Source organism: Mesorhizobium sp. IMUNJ 23033 (assembly GCF_044778005.1).
Classification (GTDB): Bacteria; Pseudomonadota; Alphaproteobacteria; order Rhizobiales; family Rhizobiaceae; genus Mesorhizobium; species Mesorhizobium amorphae_A.
On the sequence record NZ_JBJACT010000016.1, the window covers coordinates 101526 to 122884 of the forward strand.

Sequence of the window (21359 nt, forward strand, 5' to 3'; positions counted from 1 at the left end):
TCATGCCGGATTCAAAGTCGGCTCAGCCTCCGAGTGCGGTCTTGACCGCCGCGGCGGCATCACCGCCGTCGAAGGTGGTCACGCCGGCGATCCAGGGCGCAATCGCGTCCGGATGCTTCTTCAGCCAGTCGGTCGCGACCGTGTTGGCGTCGCCGCCCTTGAGGATCGCGTCCATCATCTCGCCTTCCATGTCGAGGTTGAACTTCAAATTGGCGATGAACTTGCCTACATTCGGGCACTCGGTGGTGTAGCCCTTGCGCACATTGGTATGCACAGTGGCAGCGCCGAAGCCGCTATCGCCCATTCCGTCGAGATAGGTGATCTTCATGGCGCCCATCACCGGATGCGGCGTCCAGCCGAGGAAGGCGATCCATTCGTTGTTCTTCATCGACTGCTCGGCCTGGGTGAGCATGCCGGCTTCCGACGACTCGACCAATTCGAAGCCTTCGAGGTTGTCCTTCGGGTTCTTGATCATGTCGAGGATGATGCGGTTGCCGTCATTGCCGGCCTCGATGCCGTAGATCTTGCCGTCGAACTTGTCCTTGAACTTGCCGAGGTCGGTCAGCGTCTTGACGCCGGCGTCCGCGACATAGGTCGGCACAACGATGCCGTAGCCAGCACCGCTGAGGTTCTCACTGATGGTCTCGACCGAGCCGTCGGCGGTGTAGTCCTTGATGTCGTTGGTCATCGACGGCATCCAGTTGCCGAGGAAGACGTCGAGATCCTTGTTCTTCAGCGAGGCCATGGTGACCGGAACCGACAGCTGGATCACCTGCGGCTCGTAGCCGAGCGCGGTGAGTAGCACCGAGGCGACACCGGTCGTCGCCTGGATGTCGGTCCAGCCGACATCGGAAAGACGCACCGCCTTGCAGCTTTCCGGATCTCCGGCAAAGGCGGCGCTCGTGGACAGGAAAGCCGCCAGACCGAGGCCGGCGACGTAGGAATTCATACGCGACATAGATATTCTCCCATTGCGATTCTTTTGGCGAAGCGAAGTAACGGTTCATCTCCGCCTTGTTTCGTCAGCCAAACACCATTCTGGTGCGGTTTCAAGCACTAAGGCAATCACGATGAACGGCGCCGACTGGCCGATCAGCGACACCCATGCCGCTTTTCTGATGGCGGGCGGCTTTTTCAGGGGAATGAGCCACCGCCCCCTCCCCGCGCCGAGACAAGTCGGCTTAAAAGAGCAGGATGGCGAAGCTGTATTTTAACTATGCGACGATGAATGCCGGCAAGACGACGATGCTCCTGCAGGCGTCCTACAATTATCGCGAGCGCAGCATGGCGACGATGCTGTTCGTCGCCGGCCACTATCGCAAGGGCGACACCGGGCTGATCTCGTCGCGCATCGGCCTGGAAACGGAGGCCGAGATGTTTCGTGATGGCGACGACCTCTACGCCCGCGTTGCCGAGCATCACGACCATACGACCGTGCATTGCGTCTTCGTCGACGAGGCGCAGTTCCTCGAGGAAGAGCAGGTCTGGCAACTCGCCCGCATCGCCGACCGGCTGAACATCCCGGTCATGTGCTACGGCCTGCGCACCGATTTCCAGGGCAAGCTGTTCTCCGGCTCGCGCGCGCTGCTGGCGATTGCCGACGATCTGCGCGAAGTGCGAACCATCTGCCGCTGCGGCCGCAAGGCGACGATGGTCGTGCGCCTCGGCCCGGACGGCAAGGTGGCGAGGCAGGGCGAGCAGGTGGCGATCGGCAAGGACGTCTATGTCTCGCTCTGCCGCCGCCACTGGGAAGAGGAAATGGGCAGGGCGGCGCCCGACGATTTCATCGGCTTCACCAAGGCCTGACCGGCGCGGCGGCCTCTGCCGCCGGCTCTGCGGCGGCCGGATCGAGCAACCAATCCGCCACGATGTGCTTGTTTTTTGTTAAGGCCTCGGTCCTATAGACCCGTCAGCCAGAACTCTCCGGGGTCAGCCAATGCTTCGAGCCGTTTCGTCCGCCGCTGTCCTTTTCCTCGCCGGCGATCTTGCCGCGCATGCCGACGGCGACGCGACACTCGGCAAGAAGGTCTTCAACCGATGCATCGCCTGTCACGAGGCGGCAACCGAGCGCGACAAGGTCGGCCCGCATCTGCTGGGCGTCGTCGGCCGAACGGCCGGTACGGCCGAAAGCTTCCTTGGCCATTATTCGCAGGCCATGAAGGATGCCGGCGCCGCCGGCCTGGTCTGGGACGAGGCTAGCCTTGCCGTGTATCTGCACGCGCCCAAGCTGAAGGTCCCCGGCAACAAGATGGCCTTTGCCGGCCTGAGCAACGACGCCGACATCGCCAATGTCATCGCCTATCTGAAGGCCGACCCGAAGCCCTGAGCCCGGGCCGGCGGGCAAGATCGCGTTGGAGCAGCAGGCCCGCAACTGTCGTCGAGCCTGCTGCGATCATTTGCCGAATATTTGAGGCAGCCGTCCCGTTGGGAATCGAGTGTTTTTTGCCGCTGCTTCGGTCCAAAAGTCCAGCGGCAGGTGAACCGCGCCCGACCGATCGGGTAGTCAACCCATGAGAATGGTTCGTTTATCTTTCAAGGGAGGAGCGAAACCTTTTGTTTTCGCAGCTCCTCTTGTCTTGCGTCTTTCAATCCCCGGATGCTCCACATATATTCGCGCCGACACGAAACCGATGCCGATGCGGGAGGCCCCTATGGCGACGTTGCAGAATTTCGATGCCGAAATTGCCAAGACCAAGCAGGTCGTGCAGGACATGCGCTCCAAGATCGAGCAGTCCGGCACCGTGCTCGACACACTGGCCCAGGCCGACAAGAAAATCGGCGACGCCAATTTCGAAATCGAGAACGCCCGCATCGAGGATGTGCTCAAGCAGCAGAAGGTGATGGAAGGCAACATCGCCGATCTGATCATCGGGCTGGAGGACGCCACCAACGTCTTTGGCGCCGAATTCGAGAGCATGAAGAACTACACCGGCTGGGAAAGCTTCGTCGGCATGTTCTCGGCCCAGAGCAAACAGCGCATGCGCACCGACCGCGTCCGCAACATGTCGCTGGCCGGTAATCTGCAGGAGTTGCTGGCCAAGTCCGACACCATCGTCGGTATTCTCAAGGCGCAGAAGGAGGTTCTCGACCAGCGTTACAAGACCTCCGAGACCAGCCTGTCGCAGGTTATCGAGCGCCGCAAGACCACCATGTCGAACCTCGAGGCGGTGCAGAAACGCATCGAAGAGGTCAATCCGTTGCTGCTCGACATCGAGAACAAGATTGCCGCTTCGACCAGCCAGAAGGAGCGCACGCAGCTCGAGGGCGAGCGCTCGAAGCTGGCCACCGAATACAATGAGAAGCAGGCCAAGGAGCAGGAATTGCTGGCCGAAAGCCAGACGCTGGAGCGCTACACCTCGATGTTCCAGACCTTCGTCGATTCGCTCAACAACCAGATCGCCGCTCAGTCGACGCTGATCAACAAGCTGACCATCGATACCGAGCAGCGCATCGTGCTCTACAAGGCGCTGGAAGACTCGCTGAAGACCGCTGCCCAACAGGACGTCGCCCACAAGATCAACACGCTGGGCAGCCAGGTCGACAACACCGCCGAAGAGACCATGGCCGGCATCGGCGCCGCCTCGCAGAAACACATCGGCGATCTCCTCGAAATGCACGAGAAGAACATGGTGGCGACCGCCGACATCCAGCGCCGCAAGAAGCTCGCCGACGATGCCTTTGCCCGCCGCTTCGACGAGGTGATGAAGAAGCACAATTCGGCCAATTACGTGCAGTCGTAATTGCCACACGCGCACTACTCCACAAGGTTGACGGCATGACCCCCGAGAACGAGGCGGCGGCGCGCTATTTCTCCGCCATCACGGCGGCGCTGAGCGGGCTGGAAGTGTTCATGCGCGACGACCGCTCGCCGCTCTACCGGCACGGCATCGTCGCCAAGATCGTCGCCGAATACATTGCCCGGCTGGACAAATCGTTTTCCTGCTGGCGCAACCGTCTCGGCTTCATGGACACGTTCCGCATCTCGCGCGCCGACAGCGGCTATCCGGTGTTCCAGAACCTGCTGGAACTGGAGAACGACCGCCGCCAGGCCGATACGCGCCTTGCCGGCATCCCGCTGGCCGGCGAGCTGCGCGAGGAGATGGCCGACTTCATCCTGCGCCACAAGGAATTCCCGCAAGCGCTACAGAAGTCGATGGCCGAGCGGCTCTATCTGGAGGACGTCAAGAGCGGGTCGACCTTCGGCCCGTTCACGCTGGCGCAGACGGCAAAAGTCTCCGTCAACCCGAAGACGCTGCGGCCCTATTATCTGGTTCACTGGGCCAGTTTCGACGGCAGCGCGAACCTGCCGCTGATCTACATGGTGACCGTGGAGGACTCTTCCGAGGACATGATCCGGCAGCTCGTCGACAGCAGCGGCAAGCTGAACGAAAGGGTCGACATTCCGCTGCCGGTGGACGGCCTGCTCAATCCCGAACTCGCCCATCGCTTCGACGATTTCACCGAGAAGAATTCGGCCTACACGCTGTCGCCGGCGACCATTGCCGTGAACCTCGACAAGGATTTCGAGCCGCTGCATCCCAAGCAGCTGCGCCGCGTCGTGCTCGGCCCGTTCTATTCGGCGGGGATCACCGACAACAACACGACGGTGACGGAAGTGCTGGCCAAGGTGCGCAAGCCCGAGAACGCCTGGCTGCTTACCTGGACCATCCAGGAGGTCTATTCGAAAGCCGAAAAGCCAGGCCGCAAGGGGCTGTTTTCGAGCGAGAAGACGACGCAGGAATTCTTCATCAACACCGACGACCTGGAGGCCGCACGCCAGGGCGTGTCGAGCTACGAGAACCATGCGCTGATCCCGCACGAGGCCTATCAGGCGCTCTACGCCGCCGGCGAGGCGAAGAAGATCTTTTCCGGCTACAAGGTCCACATCCTGTCGAAGGGACAGGTCATCAGCGACGTCTGACCGTCAAAACTGCGGAGCATCCTTCATGGACACCGGCCTGACCACGATTTCGGAAGCCGCAATCGAAAAGCATCGCGCCACCGCGCAGAGCTTCATCACCCGTATCGTCGTGCTGGAGGATCCCTCGCGCGAATCCGGCACAGCGCTTGCCGGCACCAACCGCCGATTCGTCTCGACCGTCTCGGTCGGCTCGGTGCGCCGCACCCGCGCGGTCGAGCTGTCGAAAACCGTCGCTGCCATCCATCCCGACGACCAGTTGATGACCATCCAGCAGCACACGCTTTTGTTTCGCGTCCGGCGCGGGCTGGCGATCGCGCTGGCCATATCGGATGTCTTTGCCGAAGGCTCGGACCTCGAAAGCCTGCAGGCCAAGAACGCCCGCGCGCCCCTTGAAGGCGACGAAGCCGCCACCTTCAAGAAGCTTCTCTCGGCCTCGGCCTATATCTCCGCCTTCAGCCTCGCCTCCTATCTGTTCCAGCTGATCGACAGTGACGGCGAGGCGCCGAACGATACCGCGGAACCGGATTTCCTGTTCGACACCCAGCAGGATGCGGTGAAGTCGATCGTCGCCGGCCTCGACAAGGCAATCGCCGGCTCGAAGGACGATGCCGATCTGATGACCCGGGCGCGCGCCTTTGCCCGTGTCGCGATCGATGGACTGCTGGCGCGAAAGGGCCGCTTCGACGGCATCGGGCCGTTCGAGAATGCGCATATCCGCATCGACGTCGACGACTTCACCCTCGACGGCTTCGATGTCGCGCCCGGCAAGCGCTCCAAGCCGCTGGTGATGACCTTCAAGAAACCGGAAGAGGTCGTCGGCAACCACATCGCCAAATACCAGTCGGTCAAGCTCGCCAAGATGCTGATGGCCTATGATTTCGAGCGCGAGTTGAACCCCTTCGTCGAACTCGGCGGCTTCCTGTTCACCTTCATCGGCGACGGCGCGCCGGGCACCGGCAAGACGACGCTGATCCAGATGATCGCCGGCCTCGTCAACAATTACTGCCAGGTCGCCGGCTATCCCTTCGCCTATGAGAATTTCGGCGTCGACCAGATCTCGTCCTACCAGGGCAAATCCGGCCAGAACTGCCGGCAGTTCATCAACAATGTGCTCAATCCGCGCGTCATCGGCTTCGGCACCGTCGACGACATCGACCAGGTGGCGGCGCGCCGTTCCGACGACCGCGCCTCGGCCGGCCAGCAGGAGATCACCGGTGTCCTGATGGACGCCTTTGCCGGCGCCGGCACCGTGGTGCGCGGCAACTGCTCGTTCGGCATGTTCTCCAACTATCCCGAAAATGTCGATGACGCGCTGCGCCAGCGCGCCGGCGCCCGCTGGCTGGTCGACGGGCCGCAGAGCCGCGACGACTATATCGACATCTTTGTCCTGCTCGCCGGAAAAAACCACAAGATCCCGCTTGGCGACCACAAGCTCTATGCCGCCCAGGAAATCCAGCGTGCGGTGACGGAAGCCTATGAGGAGCATGAAAAGCCGCAGGAAGACGGGCTGATGAAGGTCTACGAGCGCTACATGAAGGAAAGCGGCGCACCGAAATCGATGGCCGACATCGGCACCTATCTGCACATGATCAAGGACGCCGAACCACGCTTCACCGGCCGCGCCATCAAGAACGTCACCGACGCCATCAAGATGCGCGCCATGGACATCGAGCTTCCGGACGAGTGGTTCGAAAAGCCGGAAGCCTTCATGCACAAGGGCTACGATGAGAAGAAGGCGATGATCGAGGAACTGCGCGGACCGTTCTCGATGGATATGGTCATGCAGGAAATCAACCGCTATGCCGACTCGGAGTTCCGTTATTCCGACAAGTCCGATGACGCCGCAGTGACCAAGATGATCCGCGACACCAGGCTGCGCGACCGCGCCGTGCGCGAAATCGAGGAGATGAAGGCCAAGGGAAATTGGAATGCGTGAACTTGGCGCTTCTCCCTTCTCCCCGTTTACGGGGAGAAGGTGCCCGAAGGGCGGATGAGGGGCAGCGCTGTGCGAGGTGGAAACGAGCCGAAGGTAGCGAGGGCCCGTCAGCTCCGGAAAGTCGAGAATGATGCCGAGGAAAAACTGTGGAGCGAACTGCGCGGACGACGATTGAATGGTTACAAGTTCCTTCGTCAACTACCGATGGGGCCCCTATTTCGCGGATTTCGCCTGCCGTGAAGCCAATCTGGTTGTGGAAGTTGATGGGAGTCAGCATGCAGATCGTTCCCAGGATCGATTCAGGGACGAAACCATGAACAGCAATGGCTGGTCGGTGCTGAGAGTGTGGCACGCCGACGTCTTGGCAAGCCGCAAGAGCGTATTGGATACAATTGTGGCGATCCTGGACGGCCGACTGGATGAGAAAATGATAGCTGTCGACGCAAAGTTTCTGCCTTCGGCAACCCCGGAGAAAAGATGATGAGCGTTTGCGCCGCCCCTCATCCGCCCTTCGGGCACCTTCTCCCCGTGAACGGGGAGAAGGAAAAATGAGCAAGAAGCCCGATCTGCTGCGCGACAACGAGCTGATTTACGGACGGCTGCTGACGGTTGACGAGCCGCATCTGATCCAGCGCTACAACAAGGCGATGGTCGCCTTCGGGCTCGAAGCCACCAAGCTGAAGAGCTTCCAGATCGACCGCACCGGCTTTTCGCCTGAGGTCGCCGACGAATGCGGCGATTACGACTATCTCGATCCCAACGAGGTCAACCGCCGCTTCATCATCCTGACGCCTTCGCAGATCGACCTGCCGGTGGTCCACACTGCCTTCTCCAACACCTCGCAGCTGATGTTCGAGTTCATGTCGAAGAACCAGCGCGCCATCGATGCGCTGACCATCAAGGACGTCATCTACGGCGAGATCGAGGATTCAGTCCCCACGGTCAACGACATCGAGGATCTGCTGTCGATCAACCAGGTCGAGTTCAAGGTGCTGTCGGCCGAAGACGTGCTGGGCAAGGCGGCCGAACTCGGCAAGCTTGTCGACCGGCTGAAGCAGGAACCCGATGCCTGGCGCGACAGCGCCATGCTGCAACGCATGGTGGAGCTCGCCAAGATCTGCGGCGACATACGCGAGAACGCGCTGGTGCCCGACCAGGTGATCTTCCGCCACAACGCTTTTTGGACCAGCCATTTCGGCGGCCTCTACGTGTTCGTCGATCCGGATATGACGACTGTCATCGGCGACCCGGCGGCGCCCGGGTTCCGCCGTTCGCGGCCGTGGCAGGTGAGCTATCTGTCGATCAACGACGCCGACAAGGTGTTCAGGTTCCTCGCCGCGACCGGCCGTATCGAATTGCCGCGCGCTTCATGGATCGAGGCCTCCGGCTATCTCGAGCACCGCGCCGAGATGGTGGTGCGCGCGCTGATCCGCGACACCGAACCCGACCGCAACCTGACCGACGTCGACAAGGTCTGGCTGCAGACCTGGATCCACGGCCATGCCGATTTGATCACCAGGGACGGCAATTTTCCGTTCCTCAACGCCGCCAAACGCGAGGTCGCCCAGCTTGGCCATCTCAAGACCGAGGACGTGTTCCCGCAACAGCGCTTCCTGGTGATCCGCGCCAAGCCCGACCATCCCGATGCCTGGCTGACCAACCAGCTGATCTCGGATTTCGTGCCGCAAGACTTCGTTTCGCGCTACGTCTTCAACAAGCCCGGCTTCTACAGGGACTTCGACGGCTACAGCGACGCCTGGCGATCGCATGTTGTGGACGTTCTGAAAACCACATATTTGAAGGACAAGGTGGCGTTTCGCACACGCCTCTACGGCCTAACTGACTGATGGGGGTGTCATCGCCATGCTTGATCCGATCGTGAATTTCTTCACCCGGATTTTCCAGTGGATCGGCCGCGGCATCGGCCTCGCCATCGGCGTCATCCTGTGGCCGTTCCTGTGGGCTGGCAGCTGGTACACGCAGCGCGGCTGGATCCTGAAGGCCGTGCTCGGTACAGCGCTCGTGATCTTGGTCGGACTGTACGGCTATTTCTTCTGGAACACGCAATATTGGAAGAACTTCAATCCTGCCTATGCGGATGCTTATACATTCGCGCCGCCGGCCGGATCCGGCGAGCAAGTCACCGACGAAGGCGCGGAAGGCCAGGTCAAGACATGTACCAGGTCTGGCATCGTGACGGTTGCGGCGGATTTGATCGATTTCAATGTCAATCAAAACGCCTGGATCTCGTCGATGATCCTGTACAAGTTAGGGCTCTTCGGCGTGGACTGGGATCACACACCGTTCCTGGACAACAAGGCAGCTTTCCAGCGCGGCGTACATCAGGCTGTTCGACGCACCGCGGTCGAATTGGTTGACACGATCGGCCGAGTACGCGGCACCAGCCAGATCGATCAAAACCTGCAGGATGCAAGAGGCGCGGTCGAATTCGACGAGGAAACGTGGTATTTCGGCCTTAGGCCATTCGGCCCCAAGACGCCAAGCCCCAGCTTCTACCGCACAGGCATTACGTCGCTTCGCACCTTCAACGACCGCCTGTTGAAATGCGAGGTGGTGTTCAACGCCCGCGCGGACAATCTGGCGAAGTTCGTCGACCGTATAGCCAGTGATATCGGTTCGACATCGGATATCCTCAGCAGACAGTCGCAGACAAACAACAATGGCTGGTTCGATACGCGCGCGGACGACCGATTCTGGTTCGCCTATGGACAGCTCTACGGTTATTACGGAATCCTGAAAGCCACGCGCACTGATTTCAAGGCCGTTATCGACACTCGCGGGCTGGGTCCGCTCTGGGACCAACTCGACCAACAGTTTCAGGCGGCGCTGAAAATTCGGCCCCTCATCATCTCAAATGGTCGGGAGGACGGTTGGATCATGCCATCCCACTTGACCACCATGGGATTCTACATGCTGCGGGTCCGCTCCAATCTCGTTGAGGTCCGATCGGTTCTCGACCGCTGAGCTTGAAACCGCACCGGCACCGCCGCGACGATGGCCGCATCTGACGACGATGGGTTTTTATGTGCAGAGAGTGCGTTCCAACATGGTCGAGATCAGCAACGTGCTGACGCAGTAGCGGTTTTGCCGGCATGGGCGGCACTTGTTGATTTGCGTCGTCGCCCCTGTCGCATTCCGTGCATTGTGCGGCTGTTTTGAGACGGCGCGTCGGCGCCCGCTCTGGCTTTTATACGGCGCCACAACCGGGCGCGAAGACCCGAGACAGGTCGACAAGAATTTTTCTCCATGGGAAACATAGTTGCATGAAAGTTGACGCCAAGGCAGCGACAAGGGTAGAACATGCCCGCGCCTGCAGTGCCGGGCCGCTTCGAACTTGCTTGCGACCAAACTGATCAAACCCGTCCCCTCCATCGTCCAGTCCAGAGGAAAGCCGTCATGGCCGAAGTGAAGTCCGACATCGAGATCGCGCGCGCCGCCAAGAAGAAGCAGATCCAGGAGATCGGCCAAAAGATCGGCATCCCGACCGAGCATCTTTTGCCTTACGGCCACGACAAGGCGAAGATCTCCGCCGAGTTCATCAAGTCGGTGAAGGGCAACAAGGACGGCAAGCTGATCCTGGTCACCGCCATCAACCCGACGCCGGCCGGCGAAGGCAAGACAACGACGACGGTCGGCCTCGGCGACGGCCTCAACCGCATCGGCAAGAAGGCCATCGTCTGCATCCGCGAAGCCTCGCTTGGCCCGAATTTCGGCGTCAAGGGCGGTGCCGCCGGCGGCGGCTACGCGCAGGTCGTGCCGATGGAGGACATGAACCTCCACTTCACCGGTGATTTCCACGCCATCACCACCGCGCACAATCTGCTTTCGGCGCTGATCGACAACCACATCTACTGGGGCAACGAGCTCGGCATCGACACCCGCCGCGTCGTCTGGCGCCGGGTGATGGACATGAACGACCGGGCGCTGCGGGAGATCATTTGCTCGCTCGGCGGCGTCGCCAACGGTTTTCCGCGCCAGGGTGGCTTCGACATCACCGTCGCCTCGGAAGTCATGGCGATCCTGTGCCTCGCCACCGACCTCAAGGACCTCGAAAAGCGCCTCGGCGACATCATCGTCGCCTACCGCCGCGACAAGTCGCCGGTCTATGCCCGCGACCTCAAGGCCGACGGCGCCATGGCCGTTCTCCTGAAGGACGCCATGCAGCCCAACCTCGTGCAGACGCTGGAGAACAACCCGGCCTTCGTGCATGGCGGCCCCTTCGCCAACATCGCCCATGGCTGCAACTCGGTCGTTGCCACCACCACGGCGCTGAAGCTCGCCGACTATGTCGTCACCGAAGCCGGTTTCGGCGCCGATCTCGGTGCTGAAAAGTTCTTCGACATCAAGTGCCGCAAGGCCGGCCTCAAGCCGGCGGCTGCCGTCATCGTCGCCACCGTGCGCGCCATGAAGATGAATGGCGGCGTCAAGAAGGAAGACCTCGGCAAGGAGAACATCGAGGCGGTCAAGAAGGGCTGCCTCAACCTCGGCCGCCACATCGAGAACGTGAAGCAGTTCGGCGTGCCCGCGGTTGTGGCGATCAATCATTTCACCACCGACACCGACACCGAAATCCAGGCGATGAAGGATTTCGTCGCCTCGCTCGGCGCCCAGGCGATCCTGTGCAAGCACTGGGCCCAGGGTTCTGCCGGCATCGAGGATCTGGCGAAGAAGGTGGTCGAGATCGCCGAGTCCGGCGCCTCGCAGTTCTCGCCGCTCTATCCCGACGAGATGCCGCTGTTCGAGAAAATCAACACCATCGTCAAGCGCATCTATCGCGGCGACGAGGCGATCGCCGACAAGTCGATCCGCGACCAGCTGCACGCTTGGGAACAGGCCGGCTACGGCAATCTGCCGGTCTGCATGGCCAAGACCCAGTATTCCTTCTCGACCGACCCGAACCTGCGCGGCGCGCCGACCGGCCACACCGTGCCGGTGCGCGAAGTCAGGCTGTCGGCCGGCGCCGGCTTCGTCGTCATCATCTGCGGCGAGGTCATGACCATGCCCGGCCTGCCGAAGGCACCGTCCTCGGAGAAGATCTTCCTCAACGAGACCGGCCAGATCGAAGGCCTGTTCTAAGGGTGGACCACAAGCAGCAAGGGGCGCCGCAGCCAATGCGGCGCCCCTTTTTGTTTGCGGATCGTGCTGACTTAAGCGGCGTTGCGCGCCAGCGCCCGCTGGTTGGAGGCGTAGACGGTATCACGCTCCGGCAAGGCGCCGGTCTTCAGGCAGTCGATCCACTCGGCGGTCTTGAGCACTGCGGCGAAGCGCGATTGCAGGACGATGCTCACCACGCGATGGATGTCCTCGGCCGAGGCATAGCCGGCGCTGTTGGCATAGGGCACCGAGCCGGTGGCGTCGGAGAGGAACTCGACGGCAAAACCCATATGCACGGCGTGGATGATGGTCGAGAGATCGCAATTGTGCGTCATGTAGCCGACAACTGCGATCGTATCGATCGCGTTGGCGCGCAGCCATTCCGCGAGGTCCGTGCCGGTGAAGGCGGAGGGCAAGGTCTTTTCGACATAATGGTCGCGGCTTCGTCTGGCGATCTCCGGATGCAGTTCGCCACCATGGCTGCCCTTGGCGAAGATCGGCGATGTCTCCGGCGCCATTTGCTTGACGACCACGACCTTGACGCCGGCCTCGGCGGCCGCGTCCATGGCGCGCGCCACGTTGACGACGCTGTCGCGGAACGGCGGATGCTGGATGGCGAGGTTGCCGCCGTCATAGTCGTTCTGGACATCGACGACGACGAGCGCGCGGCGCGGCGCCTTGCTGTTGGCTGCTGCAGACATGGTGTTTTCCTTTCGGGCTTGGATGTGATTGGGCGAGGATAGGCGTGCCGTCGATCCTCCAAAAGTGTCCCGGTTGACATCATTCGAAATAATCGGGACAAATTGCTTTCCAACCAAAGGTGTCCCATGGCAGACCCGATCATCGCCGCCATCGCTTTCGACGGCATCAGTCCATTCCACCTCTCCGTGCCGTGCCTGGTGTTCGGCGCCGACCGCACCAGGCTTGGCCTGCCGCGCTTCGACTTCCGCGTCTGCGCGTTGGAACAGGGCGCAATCCATACCGAGGCCGGGTTGACGATTGCCGTGCCACACGGGCTCTCCGCACTCGACGAGGCCGATATCGTCATCGTTCCAAGCTGGAAGAATCTCGAAGCGCCGCTTCCCGCCGTGCTGACGGACGCGCTCACCCGCGCCCATCGCCGCGGAGCGCTGATCGTCGGGCTCTGCCTCGGCACCTTCGCCATCGCCGCCGCCGGCCTGCTTGCGGGACGGCGGGCGACGACGCACTGGGCCTATACGGACCAGTTGCAGGCGCTTCATCCCGACATCATCCTCAACGCGGATGTGCTCTATGTCGACGACGGCGACATCGTGACATCGGCCGGCGTCGCCGCGGGGCTGGATTGTTGCCTCCACATCGTACGCGCCCGCTATGGCGCGGAATTGGCGCTGCGGCTCGCCCGCCACATCGTCCTGTCACCGCATCGGCAAGGCGGACAGGCGCAGTTTATCGAACGTCCGGTCGCGAAAACGCCGACTGCCGACCGCTTCGCGCAGGCTCTCGACCAGGTGCGCAAAACGCTCGGCGAAATGCACAGCCTCGACAGCGTCGCCAAGGCCGCCGGCCTCACCCGCCGGACGTTCACGCGCCGCTTTCAGAAATCGATCGGCACCAGCTTTGGCGACTGGCTGGCCGACCAGCGTGTAGCGCTGGCGCAAAGGCTGCTGGAGGCGACCGACAAATCGATGGATATGGTGGCCTTCGAGGCCGGTTTCGGCAGCGCCACCTCGCTCCGCCAGCATTTCGCGGCGCGGCTGAGAACCTCACCGATGCAGTACAGGTGCGAATTTTCAAAGTGTGCTCGGAGCGGGCCCCACGCCGCGGCGCTCTGAGCGGCAGTCGCCAGAAACCCTCAGCGCTGCCTGATCGGCCGCGCCGGATTGCCGACCACGGTCGTATTGGCCGGCACATCGCGCGTCACCACCGAACCAGCACCGACAATGGCGCCGTCGCCGATGCTGACGCCGCCGAGGATGATCGCGCTGCCGCCGATCCAGGCGTCATTGCCGATGGTGACCGGCTTCGCGATCTCCAGTCCTGCCTGTCGCCCCGTCGCCTCCTTGTGGTGCTCGGCGCAGTAGATCTGCACATTAGGGCCAAGCAGCGTTCGCTTGCCGATGCGCACGAGCGCTGTATCGAGGATGGTGCAGCCGGCGTTGAGGAATGCACCGTCGCCCAGAAAGACATTGAAGCCGTAGGCACAATGGAACGGAGCCTCGATCCGGGCGCCCTCGCCCGTGCTTCCAAGCAGCGCCATCAGGCTTGGCCCGAGGTTTCCACGTTGCCCCGGCGGGAGCGAATTGTGCTCGAACAAGGCGTCGCGGGCGATGACGCGCAACGCCTCCAGTTCGTCATCGAGGCACGTATACCATTCGCCCGCCGCCATTTTCGTGCGTTCATTTTGTGCCAAGGCGGTGTCTCCTGTCTCTGCGTCGTGTTTCGATGTTTTACTAAAGTACAGTCGGCCCCAATACGAGAAGTGCCGACCCGTCTCTGGTCAAATGTTCGACCTATGCTAGCTTGCCCCGGCAGGGCTGTCCCGGCCCTGACATCGAGGGGGTCAATCATGCTTTACCTGCTTGCACTGTTGATCGGCGTCATTGCCGGTCTGCGCGCCATGACCGCGCCGGCGGCTGTCGCTTGGGGCGCCTATCTCGGCTGGCTGCCGGTCGCCGGCACCTGGGCTAGCTTCATGAGCCACTGGGCCGCCGTCGGCATCTTCACCATCCTGGCCATCGTCGAACTGGTAACCGACCAACTGCCGTCGACGCCGAGCAGAAAAGTGCCGCAGCAGTTCGGCGCGCGCATCATCGCCGGCGCCTTCGCCGGCGCGGTGATCGGCGCGACCGGCGGCGCCACCATCGGCGGGCTCATCGCCGGCGCCATCGGCGCGGTGATCGGCACGTATGGCGGCGCCGAGCTGCGTGGCCGGCTGGCAGCCGCTTTCGGCAAGGATCCGCCCGCCGCCTTCATCGAGGACGCGGTGGCGATCGTGGGCGGCCTGCTCATCGTGGCGGCCGCAGCATGACGGCAAAGACCTTCGACGCCATCATCATCGGCGCCGGACAGGCCGGCACTCCGCTCGCCGGCCGGCTGAACGCGGCCGGCATGAGCGTGGCGCTGATCGAGCGCAAGCTGGTCGGCGGCACCTGCGTCAACACCGGCTGCATTCCGACCAAGACCATGGTCGCCAGCGCCTATGCGGCGCATCTCGCCCGCCGCGCTGCCGACTATGGCGTGACGCTCGGCGGTCCCGTCGGCGTCGATTATAAAGCGATCAAGGCGCGCAAGGACAAGGTGTCGGGCGCTTCCCGCACTGGGCTCGAGACCTGGATCGCCGGCATGGACAAATGCACGCTTTATCGCGGCCATGCGCGCTTCGAATCCGCCAACACCGTGCGCGTCGGCGACGACCTTTTGACCGCGCCAAAGATCTTCCTCAACACCGGTGGCCGCGCCTCGGTGCCGGACCTGCCCGGCATCCACGACATCGACTATCTGACCAATTCGTCGATGATGGATCTCGAAATATTGCCGCGCCATCTCGTCGTCGTCGGCGGCAGCTACATCTCGCTCGAATTCGCGCAGATGTTCCGCCGCTTCGGCGCAGAAGTCACCATTATCGAAAAGAGCCCTCGCCTGACTGGTCGCGAGGACGAGGACGTCTCGGCCGCCATCCTGTCGATCCTTGAGAGTGAAGGCATCACCGTCCACACCGGCGCCGACGACATCGGCTTTGCCAGGCAAGGCGGCGACATTGCCGTAACCTTCTCTGCCGGCAAGGCGCCGGCCGTCGGCTCGCATGTGCTGCTGGCGCTCGGCCGCACCCCCAACACCGACGATCTCGGCCTCGACAAGGCAGGCGTCGAAATCGACAGGCGCGGCTTCGTCCTCGTCGACGACCAGTTGCGCACCAGCGTGCCCGGCATCTGGGCGATGGGCGACTGCAACGGCAAGGGCGCCTTCACCCACACCTCCTACAACGACTACGAGATCGTCGCCGCCAATCTGCTCGACAAAGACCCGCGCAAGGTCAGCGACCGCATCGAGGCCTATGCTCTTTACATTGACCCGCCGCTCGGCCGCTGCGGCATGACCGAAGCGGCGGTGAGAAAATCCGGCCGGCGCGCTCTGGTCGGCCAGCGGCCGATGACCCGTGTCGGCCGCGCCGTTGAAAAGGGCGAGACGCAAGGGTTCATGAAGATCCTGGCCGATGCCGACACCAAGGAGATTCTTGGCTGCTCGGTGCTCGGTCCCGGCGGCGACGAGGCGATCCACTGCGTGCTCGACCTGATGTATGCCAAGGCGCCGATCAGCACGCTCGCGCGGGCAACGCATATCCATCCCAATGTCTCGGAACTTCTGCCGACCATCGCCCAGGATCTGAAGCCGTTGGTCTAGACCCGCCATGTTAGGCGAGTACGTTTCGGCATCCCTGTAACGCGACCTTCGCGGATTGGCCGGCTGCCCTCCGTTTTCTGCAATGCTGCATTGCAACAATGTTGCTTGCGCGCCGGGCTTGTCTGCCGACAGTCTCGGTTTTTGAACCGATTCAGTCCGGACACCCCATGCCCCTGCCGATCCTCGCGCTTGCCATTGCGTCCTTCTGCATCGGCACCACCGAATTCGTCATCATGGGCCTGCTGCCCGAGGTCGCCGCCGACCTCGGCGTCTCGATCCCCTCCGCCGGCCTTCTGGTCACCGGCTACGCGCTCGGCGTCGTCTTCGGCGCACCCATCGTTGCGATGGCGACGACGCATTTGCCGCGCAAGCCGGTGCTGGTCGGGCTGGCGGCGCTGTTCGTCATCGGCAATCTGTTCTGCGCCATCGCGCCCAACTAATGGCAGCTGATGGCGGCGCGCGTCTTCACCGCCTTCGGCCACGGCGCCTTCTTCGGCATCGGTTCGGTCGTCGCCGCCAGCCTGGTGCCGCGCAACAAGCGGGCAAGTGCGATTGCACTGATGTTCGCTGGGTTGACACTCTCCAACATCCTCGGCGTTCCAGCCGGCACGGCGCTTGGCGAGGCTTTCGGCTGGCGTGCCACTTTCCTCGCTGTTGTCGGCATCGGCCTCATCTCCGTCGCGGCCATTGCCTGGCTGGTGCCCGCCGAGGTGAGCCAGCCGAGCGGCGGTGGCCTGCTCGGCGAGGTGCGCGTGCTCGGCAAGCTGCAGGTCTGGCTCTCGATGCTGATCGCATCCCTTGCCTCGGCCAGCCTGTTTGCCGTCTTCACCTACATCAAACCCTACCTCACCGAAGTGTCCGGCCTGTCCACCTCGACGGTGACCTGGGTGCTGCTGCTGTTTGGTGGCGGCATGACCATCGGCAACATCGTCGGCGGCAGGCTGGCCGACTGGAAGCTGATGCCGACCGTGATCGGCACGCTGTTGCTGCTGGCCGCCCTGTTCGTCGGATTTACGCACTACGGCGCCATTGGAAGCGTGGCCATCGGCATCGTCTTTGTCTGGGGCCTGCTCGTCTTCATCGTCGTGCCGCCGCTGCAGATCCGCGTCGTCGAGGCGGCCTCCGAGGGGCCGAACCTCGCCGCCACGCTCAATCAAGGCGCCTTCAATGTCGGCAACGCCAGTGGCGCCTGGATCGGCGGCCTGGCACTCTCGCTCGGCGTGTCCTATGCAAACCTGCCATTGGTCGGCGCGGCGCTGGCCTTGCTGGCGGTCGCCGTCGCCGTGATGTCGCAAGCACTCGACCGTCGGGCACCGGCCGTCGCCCTTCAGGCTCCCGCCGAATAGCCTCATTGCGCCCATAGCGGCGCAAGCTGGACCAATCGACAGCCCAGTCGCAAAAGTGCATGTGTTGCGCCTCTTTCTTGGAGGCCTCCCATGCAGAAATCGATCGAACGCATCGCTGGCGACACCGACGGCATTTCCTACGAATTCCCGGTCTTCCGCTTCGAGGGAACGGATCAGGCGGCGCCATCGGCCTATCTGCAGGCAGCGCTTCATGCCGGCGAATTGCCGGGCGTCGTCGCCATCGACGCGCTGATGCCGATGCTGACCAAGGCCGAGAGCGAGGACCGCCTCAAAGGCTCGATCACCATCGTGCCCTGGGCCAATCCGATCGGCCGTGCGCAATATCATTTCGGCGAGCACCAGGGGCGCTTCCATCTGGGCACGCGCACCAACTTCAACCGCGGCTTTCCGCTGCTGGCGGCGCCCGACACGGCACTCTTGCCGGCGCATGGCACGCCCGACCAGCAGCTGAAGACGCGTCTGCTGCAACTCTCGCTCGGCCACGACATCGTGCTCGACCTGCATTGCGACGACGAAGGCCTTGCCTATCTCTACATCCACACCAGCCTGTGGCCGGCGATGGCCGATTGCGCGGCGGCGATGGGCGTCGATGCGGTGATGCTGTGGAGCGAGGACACAGACGGCACGTTCGAGGGCGCCTCGATCATGGCCTACCAGAACGTTCCCGCCGAAGTGGCCCGGTTCGACCGTCGTGTCGCCACCACGGTCGAGTATCGCGGCATTCTCGATGTCGATGGCGCCTTCGCCGGCGCCGATGCCGAAGGCCTCTACCGGCTGCTCGTAGCGCGCGGCGTGATTGCCGATCCGGCTCTGCCCGCACCCACCTCTTTCACCGGCACCGTCGCACCGCTGGAAAACATCGACATGATGCCGGCACCCCGGGCCGGCGCGATCCTTTATGACGTCAAGCCCGGCGATCGCGTTGCCAAGGGCGAGCGGCTGGCCACCATCGTCCACGCGCCGGGCGAAGCCGACGGCCGCACGGAAGTGTTCGCGCCGCAGGCCGGCCTCATCCTGACCCGGCGTTCGCGGCGCATCATCCGCGCCGGCGAGGATCTTCTAAAGCTGGTCGGCGACAGGAAGAGCGCCGATGCAAGGTCGGGAACGCTTGAGGACTGATGCATAGTCGCCAAAAAGTGCGCAGCGGTTTTGGGAAAACGACATGCACGACGCGCTTTTGGAGCGCCTTTCTCAAAACTCTCCGGTTTTACCACCTTCATTGAATCCAGTTGCGCGGCCGTTCAATCGCCGCTATGGGAATCCGCCATGAACATGCGTTCGAACAAGACCATTTGGTGGTGGGTTCGCTGACAGCGGCCTGTTCGAACGCGTGCGCGTGAATAGAGAGGGTGGCCGCAACGGAATGTCCGGGCGGCCATTTGTTTTTTCAAGCCATTCCCGGGTCCGTTGCCCAAGATGGAGACGGCAATGACGACGATCATTCTGGAAACCGGGGCCGAGCGCTTCGTCACCGCGGGTGGCGTGACGATCACCCGCGAGCGCCACGAGCAGCCTTATGAGGGCGCGATCGACGCCTATGTCGACGGGCTGAATTCGCGGCGCGGTGCGGTGTTTTCCTCGAATTACGAATATCCGGGCCGCTATACGCGCTGGGACACCGCCATCATCGATCCGCCGCTGGTCATCTCGGCGCGTGGCCGCACTGTCCGCATCGAGGCGCTGAACAGCCGCGGCGAGGTGCTGCTGCCGGTGATCGGCAAGGCACTGGCCGACCTTGCCGAGGTCACCATCGCCGAGGCATCGAAAAAGCTCATCCGCCTCGACGTGGCCAAGCCCGGCCGTGTCTTCACCGAAGAGGAGCGCAGCCGCGTTCCTTCGGTGTTTACGGTCCTGCGCGCTATCACCGCTCTGTTCAAGACCGAGGAAGATGCCAATCTCGGCCTTTACGGCGCCTTCGGCTACGACCTCGCCTTCCAGTTCGATCCGGTCGACTACAAGCTCGAGCGCAAGCAAAGCCAGCGCGACCTCGTGCTGTTCCTGCCCGACGAGATTCTGGTCGTCGACCACTATTCGACCAAGGCCTGGACCGATCGCTACGATTATTCCGGCGACGGGTTCTCGACCGAAGGGCTGTCGCGCGACGCTGCCGTCGAGCCGTTCAAGAGCGCAGACCGTATCCCGCCGCGCGGCGACCATGAGCCGGGCGAATATGCCAACCTGGTCCGCCGGGCGATGGAGAGCTTCAAGCGCGGCGACCTGTTCGAGGTCGTGCCCGGCCAGATGTTTTATGAGCGCTGCGAGACGCCGCCCTCCGACATTTCCCGCAAGCTGAAGTCGATCAACCCCTCGCCCTATTCCTTCTTCATCAATCTCGGCGAAGGCGAATACCTGATCGGCGCCTCGCCCGAAATGTTCGTGCGCGTCAATGGCCGCCGCGTCGAGACTTGCCCGATCTCTGGCACCATCAAGCGCGGCGACGATGCCATTTCCGACTCGGAGCAGATCCTGAAGCTGCTCAATTCCAAGAAAGATGAATCCGAGCTCACCATGTGCTCGGACGTCGACCGCAACGACAAGTCGCGCGTCTGCGAGCCGGGCTCGGTGCGCGTCATCGGCCGTCGCCAGATCGAGATGTATTCGCGCCTGATCCACACGGTGGATCATATCGAAGGCCGGCTGCGCGAAGGCATGGATGCCTTCGACGCCTTCCTCTCGCATGCCTGGGCGGTCACCGTCACCGGCGCACCGAAATTGTGGGCCATGCGCTTCATCGAGCAGAACGAGAAGAGCCCGCGCGCCTGGTATGGCGGCGCGATCGGCATGGTCAATTTCAACGGCGATATGAACACCGGCCTGACGCTGCGCACCATCCGCATCAAGGACGGCATCGCCGAAGTGCGCGCCGGCGCCACGCTGCTCTTCGACAGCATTCCCGAGGAAGAAGAAGCCGAAACCGAACTGAAGGCATCCGCCATGCTCTCCGCCATCCGCGACGCCAAGACCGGCAACGCAGCCGGTGCCGAACGCACCACCGCGCGCGTCGGCGACGGCGTCAACATTCTGCTGGTCGACCACGAGGACTCCTTCGTCCACACGTTGGCCAATTACTTCCGCCAGACCGGCGCCAATGTCTCCACCGTGCGCACCCCGGTGCCGGAGGAGGTCTTCGAGCGGCTGAAGCCAGACCTCGTCGTGCTCTCGCCCGGCCCCGGCACGCCGAAGGATTTTGATTGCGCCGCCACCATCAAGAAGGCGCGAGCCCGCGAGTTGCCGATCTTCGGCGTCTGCCTCGGCCTGCAGGCGCTGGCCGAGGCCTATGGCGGCGAGTTGCGGCAGTTGCACATACCGATGCACGGCAAGCCGTCGCGCATCCGCGTCTCCAAGCCTGGCATCATCTTCTCCGGCCTGCCCAAGGAAGTGACCGTCGGCCGCTACCACTCGATCTTTGCCGATCCGGTGCGCCTGCCCGACGATTTCATCGTCACGGCCGAGACCGAGGACGGCGTCATCATGGCCTTCGAGCACCGCAAGGAGCCGATCGCCGCCGTGCAGTTCCACCCGGAGTCGATCATGACGCTCGGCCACAATGCCGGCATGCGCATCATCGAGAACATCGTTGCGCACCTGCCGCGCAAGGCCAAGGAAAAGGCTGCCTAGCAACGATGGCCGCAACGGA

General features: G+C 62.8%; 17 protein-coding genes and 2 pseudogenes. 16 read left to right on the top strand and 3 right to left on the bottom strand.

Features of this window, described 5'->3' with window-relative positions; translation table 11 throughout:
- Window positions 1–22 precede the first annotated feature (22 nt).
- Entirely contained in the window at window positions 23–958 is a 936-nt protein-coding gene (locus ACFX5Q_RS18750) for a choline ABC transporter substrate-binding protein (protein ID WP_404280457.1), read from the bottom strand.
- Window positions 959–1070: 112 nt separating this feature from the next.
- On the opposite strand from ACFX5Q_RS18750, the gene ACFX5Q_RS18755 reads away from it, so the two are divergent.
- The 10 genes and pseudogenes from ACFX5Q_RS18755 to ACFX5Q_RS18800 all read left to right on the top strand — a co-directional run bounded on the left by ACFX5Q_RS18755 (window position 1071) and on the right by ACFX5Q_RS18800 (window position 11954).
- The gene (locus ACFX5Q_RS18755; protein WP_404280459.1) at window positions 1071–1214 is read left to right on the top strand and encodes a hypothetical protein; all 144 of its coding nucleotides are present in this window, start codon (window positions 1071–1073) and stop codon (window positions 1212–1214) included.
- Window positions 1195–1806, top strand: a complete 612-nt coding sequence (locus tag ACFX5Q_RS18760) for a thymidine kinase (RefSeq protein WP_404280460.1) — start codon at window positions 1195–1197, stop codon at window positions 1804–1806. Before ACFX5Q_RS18755 ends, ACFX5Q_RS18760 begins: the two co-directional genes overlap by 20 nt.
- A gap of 130 nt (window positions 1807–1936) precedes the next feature.
- Window positions 1937–2326 carry a c-type cytochrome gene (locus ACFX5Q_RS18765; RefSeq protein WP_404280462.1) on the top strand — a complete coding sequence of 130 codons (390 nt, stop codon included), beginning with the start codon at window positions 1937–1939 and terminating at the stop codon, window positions 2324–2326.
- Between the two features lie 325 nt (window positions 2327–2651).
- Complete coding sequence (locus ACFX5Q_RS18770) at window positions 2652–3740, top strand: hypothetical protein (RefSeq protein WP_404280464.1); 1089 nt, start codon at window positions 2652–2654, stop codon at window positions 3738–3740.
- Window positions 3741–3775: 35 nt separating this feature from the next.
- Window positions 3776–4921, top strand: coding sequence for a hypothetical protein (locus tag ACFX5Q_RS18775; protein ID WP_404280465.1), 1146 nt, complete (start codon window positions 3776–3778; stop codon window positions 4919–4921).
- Between the two features lie 25 nt (window positions 4922–4946).
- Complete coding sequence (locus tag ACFX5Q_RS18780; protein WP_404280466.1) at window positions 4947–6857, top strand: AAA family ATPase; 1911 nt, start codon at window positions 4947–4949, stop codon at window positions 6855–6857.
- A gap of 69 nt (window positions 6858–6926) precedes the next feature.
- Window positions 6927–7338: pseudogene (locus ACFX5Q_RS18785) on the top strand (endonuclease domain-containing protein).
- A 67-nt stretch (window positions 7339–7405) separates the two neighbouring features.
- Window positions 7406–8704, top strand: a complete 1299-nt coding sequence (locus ACFX5Q_RS18790) for a DUF6638 family protein (protein ID WP_404280467.1) — start codon at window positions 7406–7408, stop codon at window positions 8702–8704.
- Between the two features lie 16 nt (window positions 8705–8720).
- Window positions 8721–9842 (top strand): DUF2333 family protein, encoded by a 1122-nt coding sequence (locus ACFX5Q_RS18795; RefSeq protein ID WP_404280469.1) that lies wholly within the window; start codon window positions 8721–8723, stop codon window positions 9840–9842.
- Window positions 9843–10274: 432 nt separating this feature from the next.
- Window positions 10275–11954: a formate--tetrahydrofolate ligase gene (locus tag ACFX5Q_RS18800; protein ID WP_404280470.1), complete on the top strand. Its 1680-nt coding sequence runs from the start codon at window positions 10275–10277 to the stop codon at window positions 11952–11954.
- 71 nt (window positions 11955–12025) lie between these two features.
- Here the strand turns inward: ACFX5Q_RS18800 and ACFX5Q_RS18805 are convergent, their stop codons facing one another.
- The gene (locus tag ACFX5Q_RS18805; protein ID WP_404280471.1) at window positions 12026–12673 is read right to left on the bottom strand and encodes a cysteine hydrolase family protein; all 648 of its coding nucleotides are present in this window, start codon (window positions 12671–12673) and stop codon (window positions 12026–12028) included.
- Window positions 12674–12799: 126 nt separating this feature from the next.
- Between ACFX5Q_RS18805 and ACFX5Q_RS18810 the strand changes: the two genes are divergently transcribed.
- Window positions 12800–13786, top strand: a complete 987-nt coding sequence (locus ACFX5Q_RS18810) for a helix-turn-helix domain-containing protein (protein ID WP_404280472.1) — start codon at window positions 12800–12802, stop codon at window positions 13784–13786.
- A gap of 20 nt (window positions 13787–13806) precedes the next feature.
- On the opposite strand, the gene ACFX5Q_RS18815 is transcribed toward ACFX5Q_RS18810, so the two are convergent.
- Window positions 13807–14364: a sugar O-acetyltransferase gene (locus ACFX5Q_RS18815; RefSeq protein ID WP_404280473.1), complete on the bottom strand. Its 558-nt coding sequence runs from the start codon at window positions 14362–14364 to the stop codon at window positions 13807–13809.
- Between the two features lie 156 nt (window positions 14365–14520).
- Between ACFX5Q_RS18815 and ACFX5Q_RS18820 the strand changes: the two genes are divergently transcribed.
- From ACFX5Q_RS18820 to ACFX5Q_RS18840, 5 genes and pseudogenes are all read left to right on the top strand, one after another.
- Window positions 14521–14982, top strand: a complete 462-nt coding sequence (locus ACFX5Q_RS18820; RefSeq protein ID WP_404280474.1) for a DUF4126 domain-containing protein — start codon at window positions 14521–14523, stop codon at window positions 14980–14982.
- Window positions 14979–16355 carry an FAD-containing oxidoreductase gene (locus ACFX5Q_RS18825; RefSeq protein ID WP_404280475.1) on the top strand — a complete coding sequence of 459 codons (1377 nt, stop codon included), beginning with the start codon at window positions 14979–14981 and terminating at the stop codon, window positions 16353–16355. The genes ACFX5Q_RS18820 and ACFX5Q_RS18825 overlap by 4 nt, the downstream gene beginning before the upstream one ends.
- A 167-nt stretch (window positions 16356–16522) precedes the next feature.
- Window positions 16523–17701 (top strand): annotated as a pseudogene (locus tag ACFX5Q_RS18830) (MFS transporter).
- 90 nt (window positions 17702–17791) lie between these two features.
- Window positions 17792–18841, top strand: coding sequence for a succinylglutamate desuccinylase/aspartoacylase family protein (locus ACFX5Q_RS18835; protein WP_404280476.1), 1050 nt, complete (start codon window positions 17792–17794; stop codon window positions 18839–18841).
- Window positions 18842–19150: 309 nt separating this feature from the next.
- The gene (locus ACFX5Q_RS18840) at window positions 19151–21340 is read left to right on the top strand and encodes an anthranilate synthase (protein ID WP_404280478.1); all 2190 of its coding nucleotides are present in this window, start codon (window positions 19151–19153) and stop codon (window positions 21338–21340) included.
- The last annotated feature ends 19 nt before the right edge of the window (window positions 21341–21359 follow it).

Bases quoted from the DNA above. Each gene is read 5' to 3' on its own strand.
- ACFX5Q_RS18750 (WP_404280457.1), bottom strand. From the start codon at position 958: ATGTCGCGTATGAATTCCTACGTCGCCGGCCTCGGTCTGGCGGCTTTC.
- ACFX5Q_RS18755 (WP_404280459.1), top strand. From the start codon at position 1,071: ATGAACGGCGCCGACTGGCCGATCAGCGACACCCATGCCGCTTTTCTG.
- ACFX5Q_RS18760 (WP_404280460.1), top strand. From the start codon at position 1,195: ATGGCGAAGCTGTATTTTAACTATGCGACGATGAATGCCGGCAAGACG.
- ACFX5Q_RS18765 (WP_404280462.1), top strand. From the start codon at position 1,937: ATGCTTCGAGCCGTTTCGTCCGCCGCTGTCCTTTTCCTCGCCGGCGAT.
- ACFX5Q_RS18770 (WP_404280464.1), top strand. From the start codon at position 2,652: ATGGCGACGTTGCAGAATTTCGATGCCGAAATTGCCAAGACCAAGCAG.
- ACFX5Q_RS18775 (WP_404280465.1), top strand. From the start codon at position 3,776: ATGACCCCCGAGAACGAGGCGGCGGCGCGCTATTTCTCCGCCATCACG.
- ACFX5Q_RS18780 (WP_404280466.1), top strand. From the start codon at position 4,947: ATGGACACCGGCCTGACCACGATTTCGGAAGCCGCAATCGAAAAGCAT.
- ACFX5Q_RS18790 (WP_404280467.1), top strand. From the start codon at position 7,406: ATGAGCAAGAAGCCCGATCTGCTGCGCGACAACGAGCTGATTTACGGA.
- ACFX5Q_RS18795 (WP_404280469.1), top strand. From the start codon at position 8,721: ATGCTTGATCCGATCGTGAATTTCTTCACCCGGATTTTCCAGTGGATC.
- ACFX5Q_RS18800 (WP_404280470.1), top strand. From the start codon at position 10,275: ATGGCCGAAGTGAAGTCCGACATCGAGATCGCGCGCGCCGCCAAGAAG.
- ACFX5Q_RS18805 (WP_404280471.1), bottom strand. From the start codon at position 12,673: ATGTCTGCAGCAGCCAACAGCAAGGCGCCGCGCCGCGCGCTCGTCGTC.
- ACFX5Q_RS18810 (WP_404280472.1), top strand. From the start codon at position 12,800: ATGGCAGACCCGATCATCGCCGCCATCGCTTTCGACGGCATCAGTCCA.
- ACFX5Q_RS18820 (WP_404280474.1), top strand. From the start codon at position 14,521: ATGCTTTACCTGCTTGCACTGTTGATCGGCGTCATTGCCGGTCTGCGC.
- ACFX5Q_RS18825 (WP_404280475.1), top strand. From the start codon at position 14,979: ATGACGGCAAAGACCTTCGACGCCATCATCATCGGCGCCGGACAGGCC.
- ACFX5Q_RS18835 (WP_404280476.1), top strand. From the start codon at position 17,792: ATGCAGAAATCGATCGAACGCATCGCTGGCGACACCGACGGCATTTCC.
- ACFX5Q_RS18840 (WP_404280478.1), top strand. From the start codon at position 19,151: ATGACGACGATCATTCTGGAAACCGGGGCCGAGCGCTTCGTCACCGCG.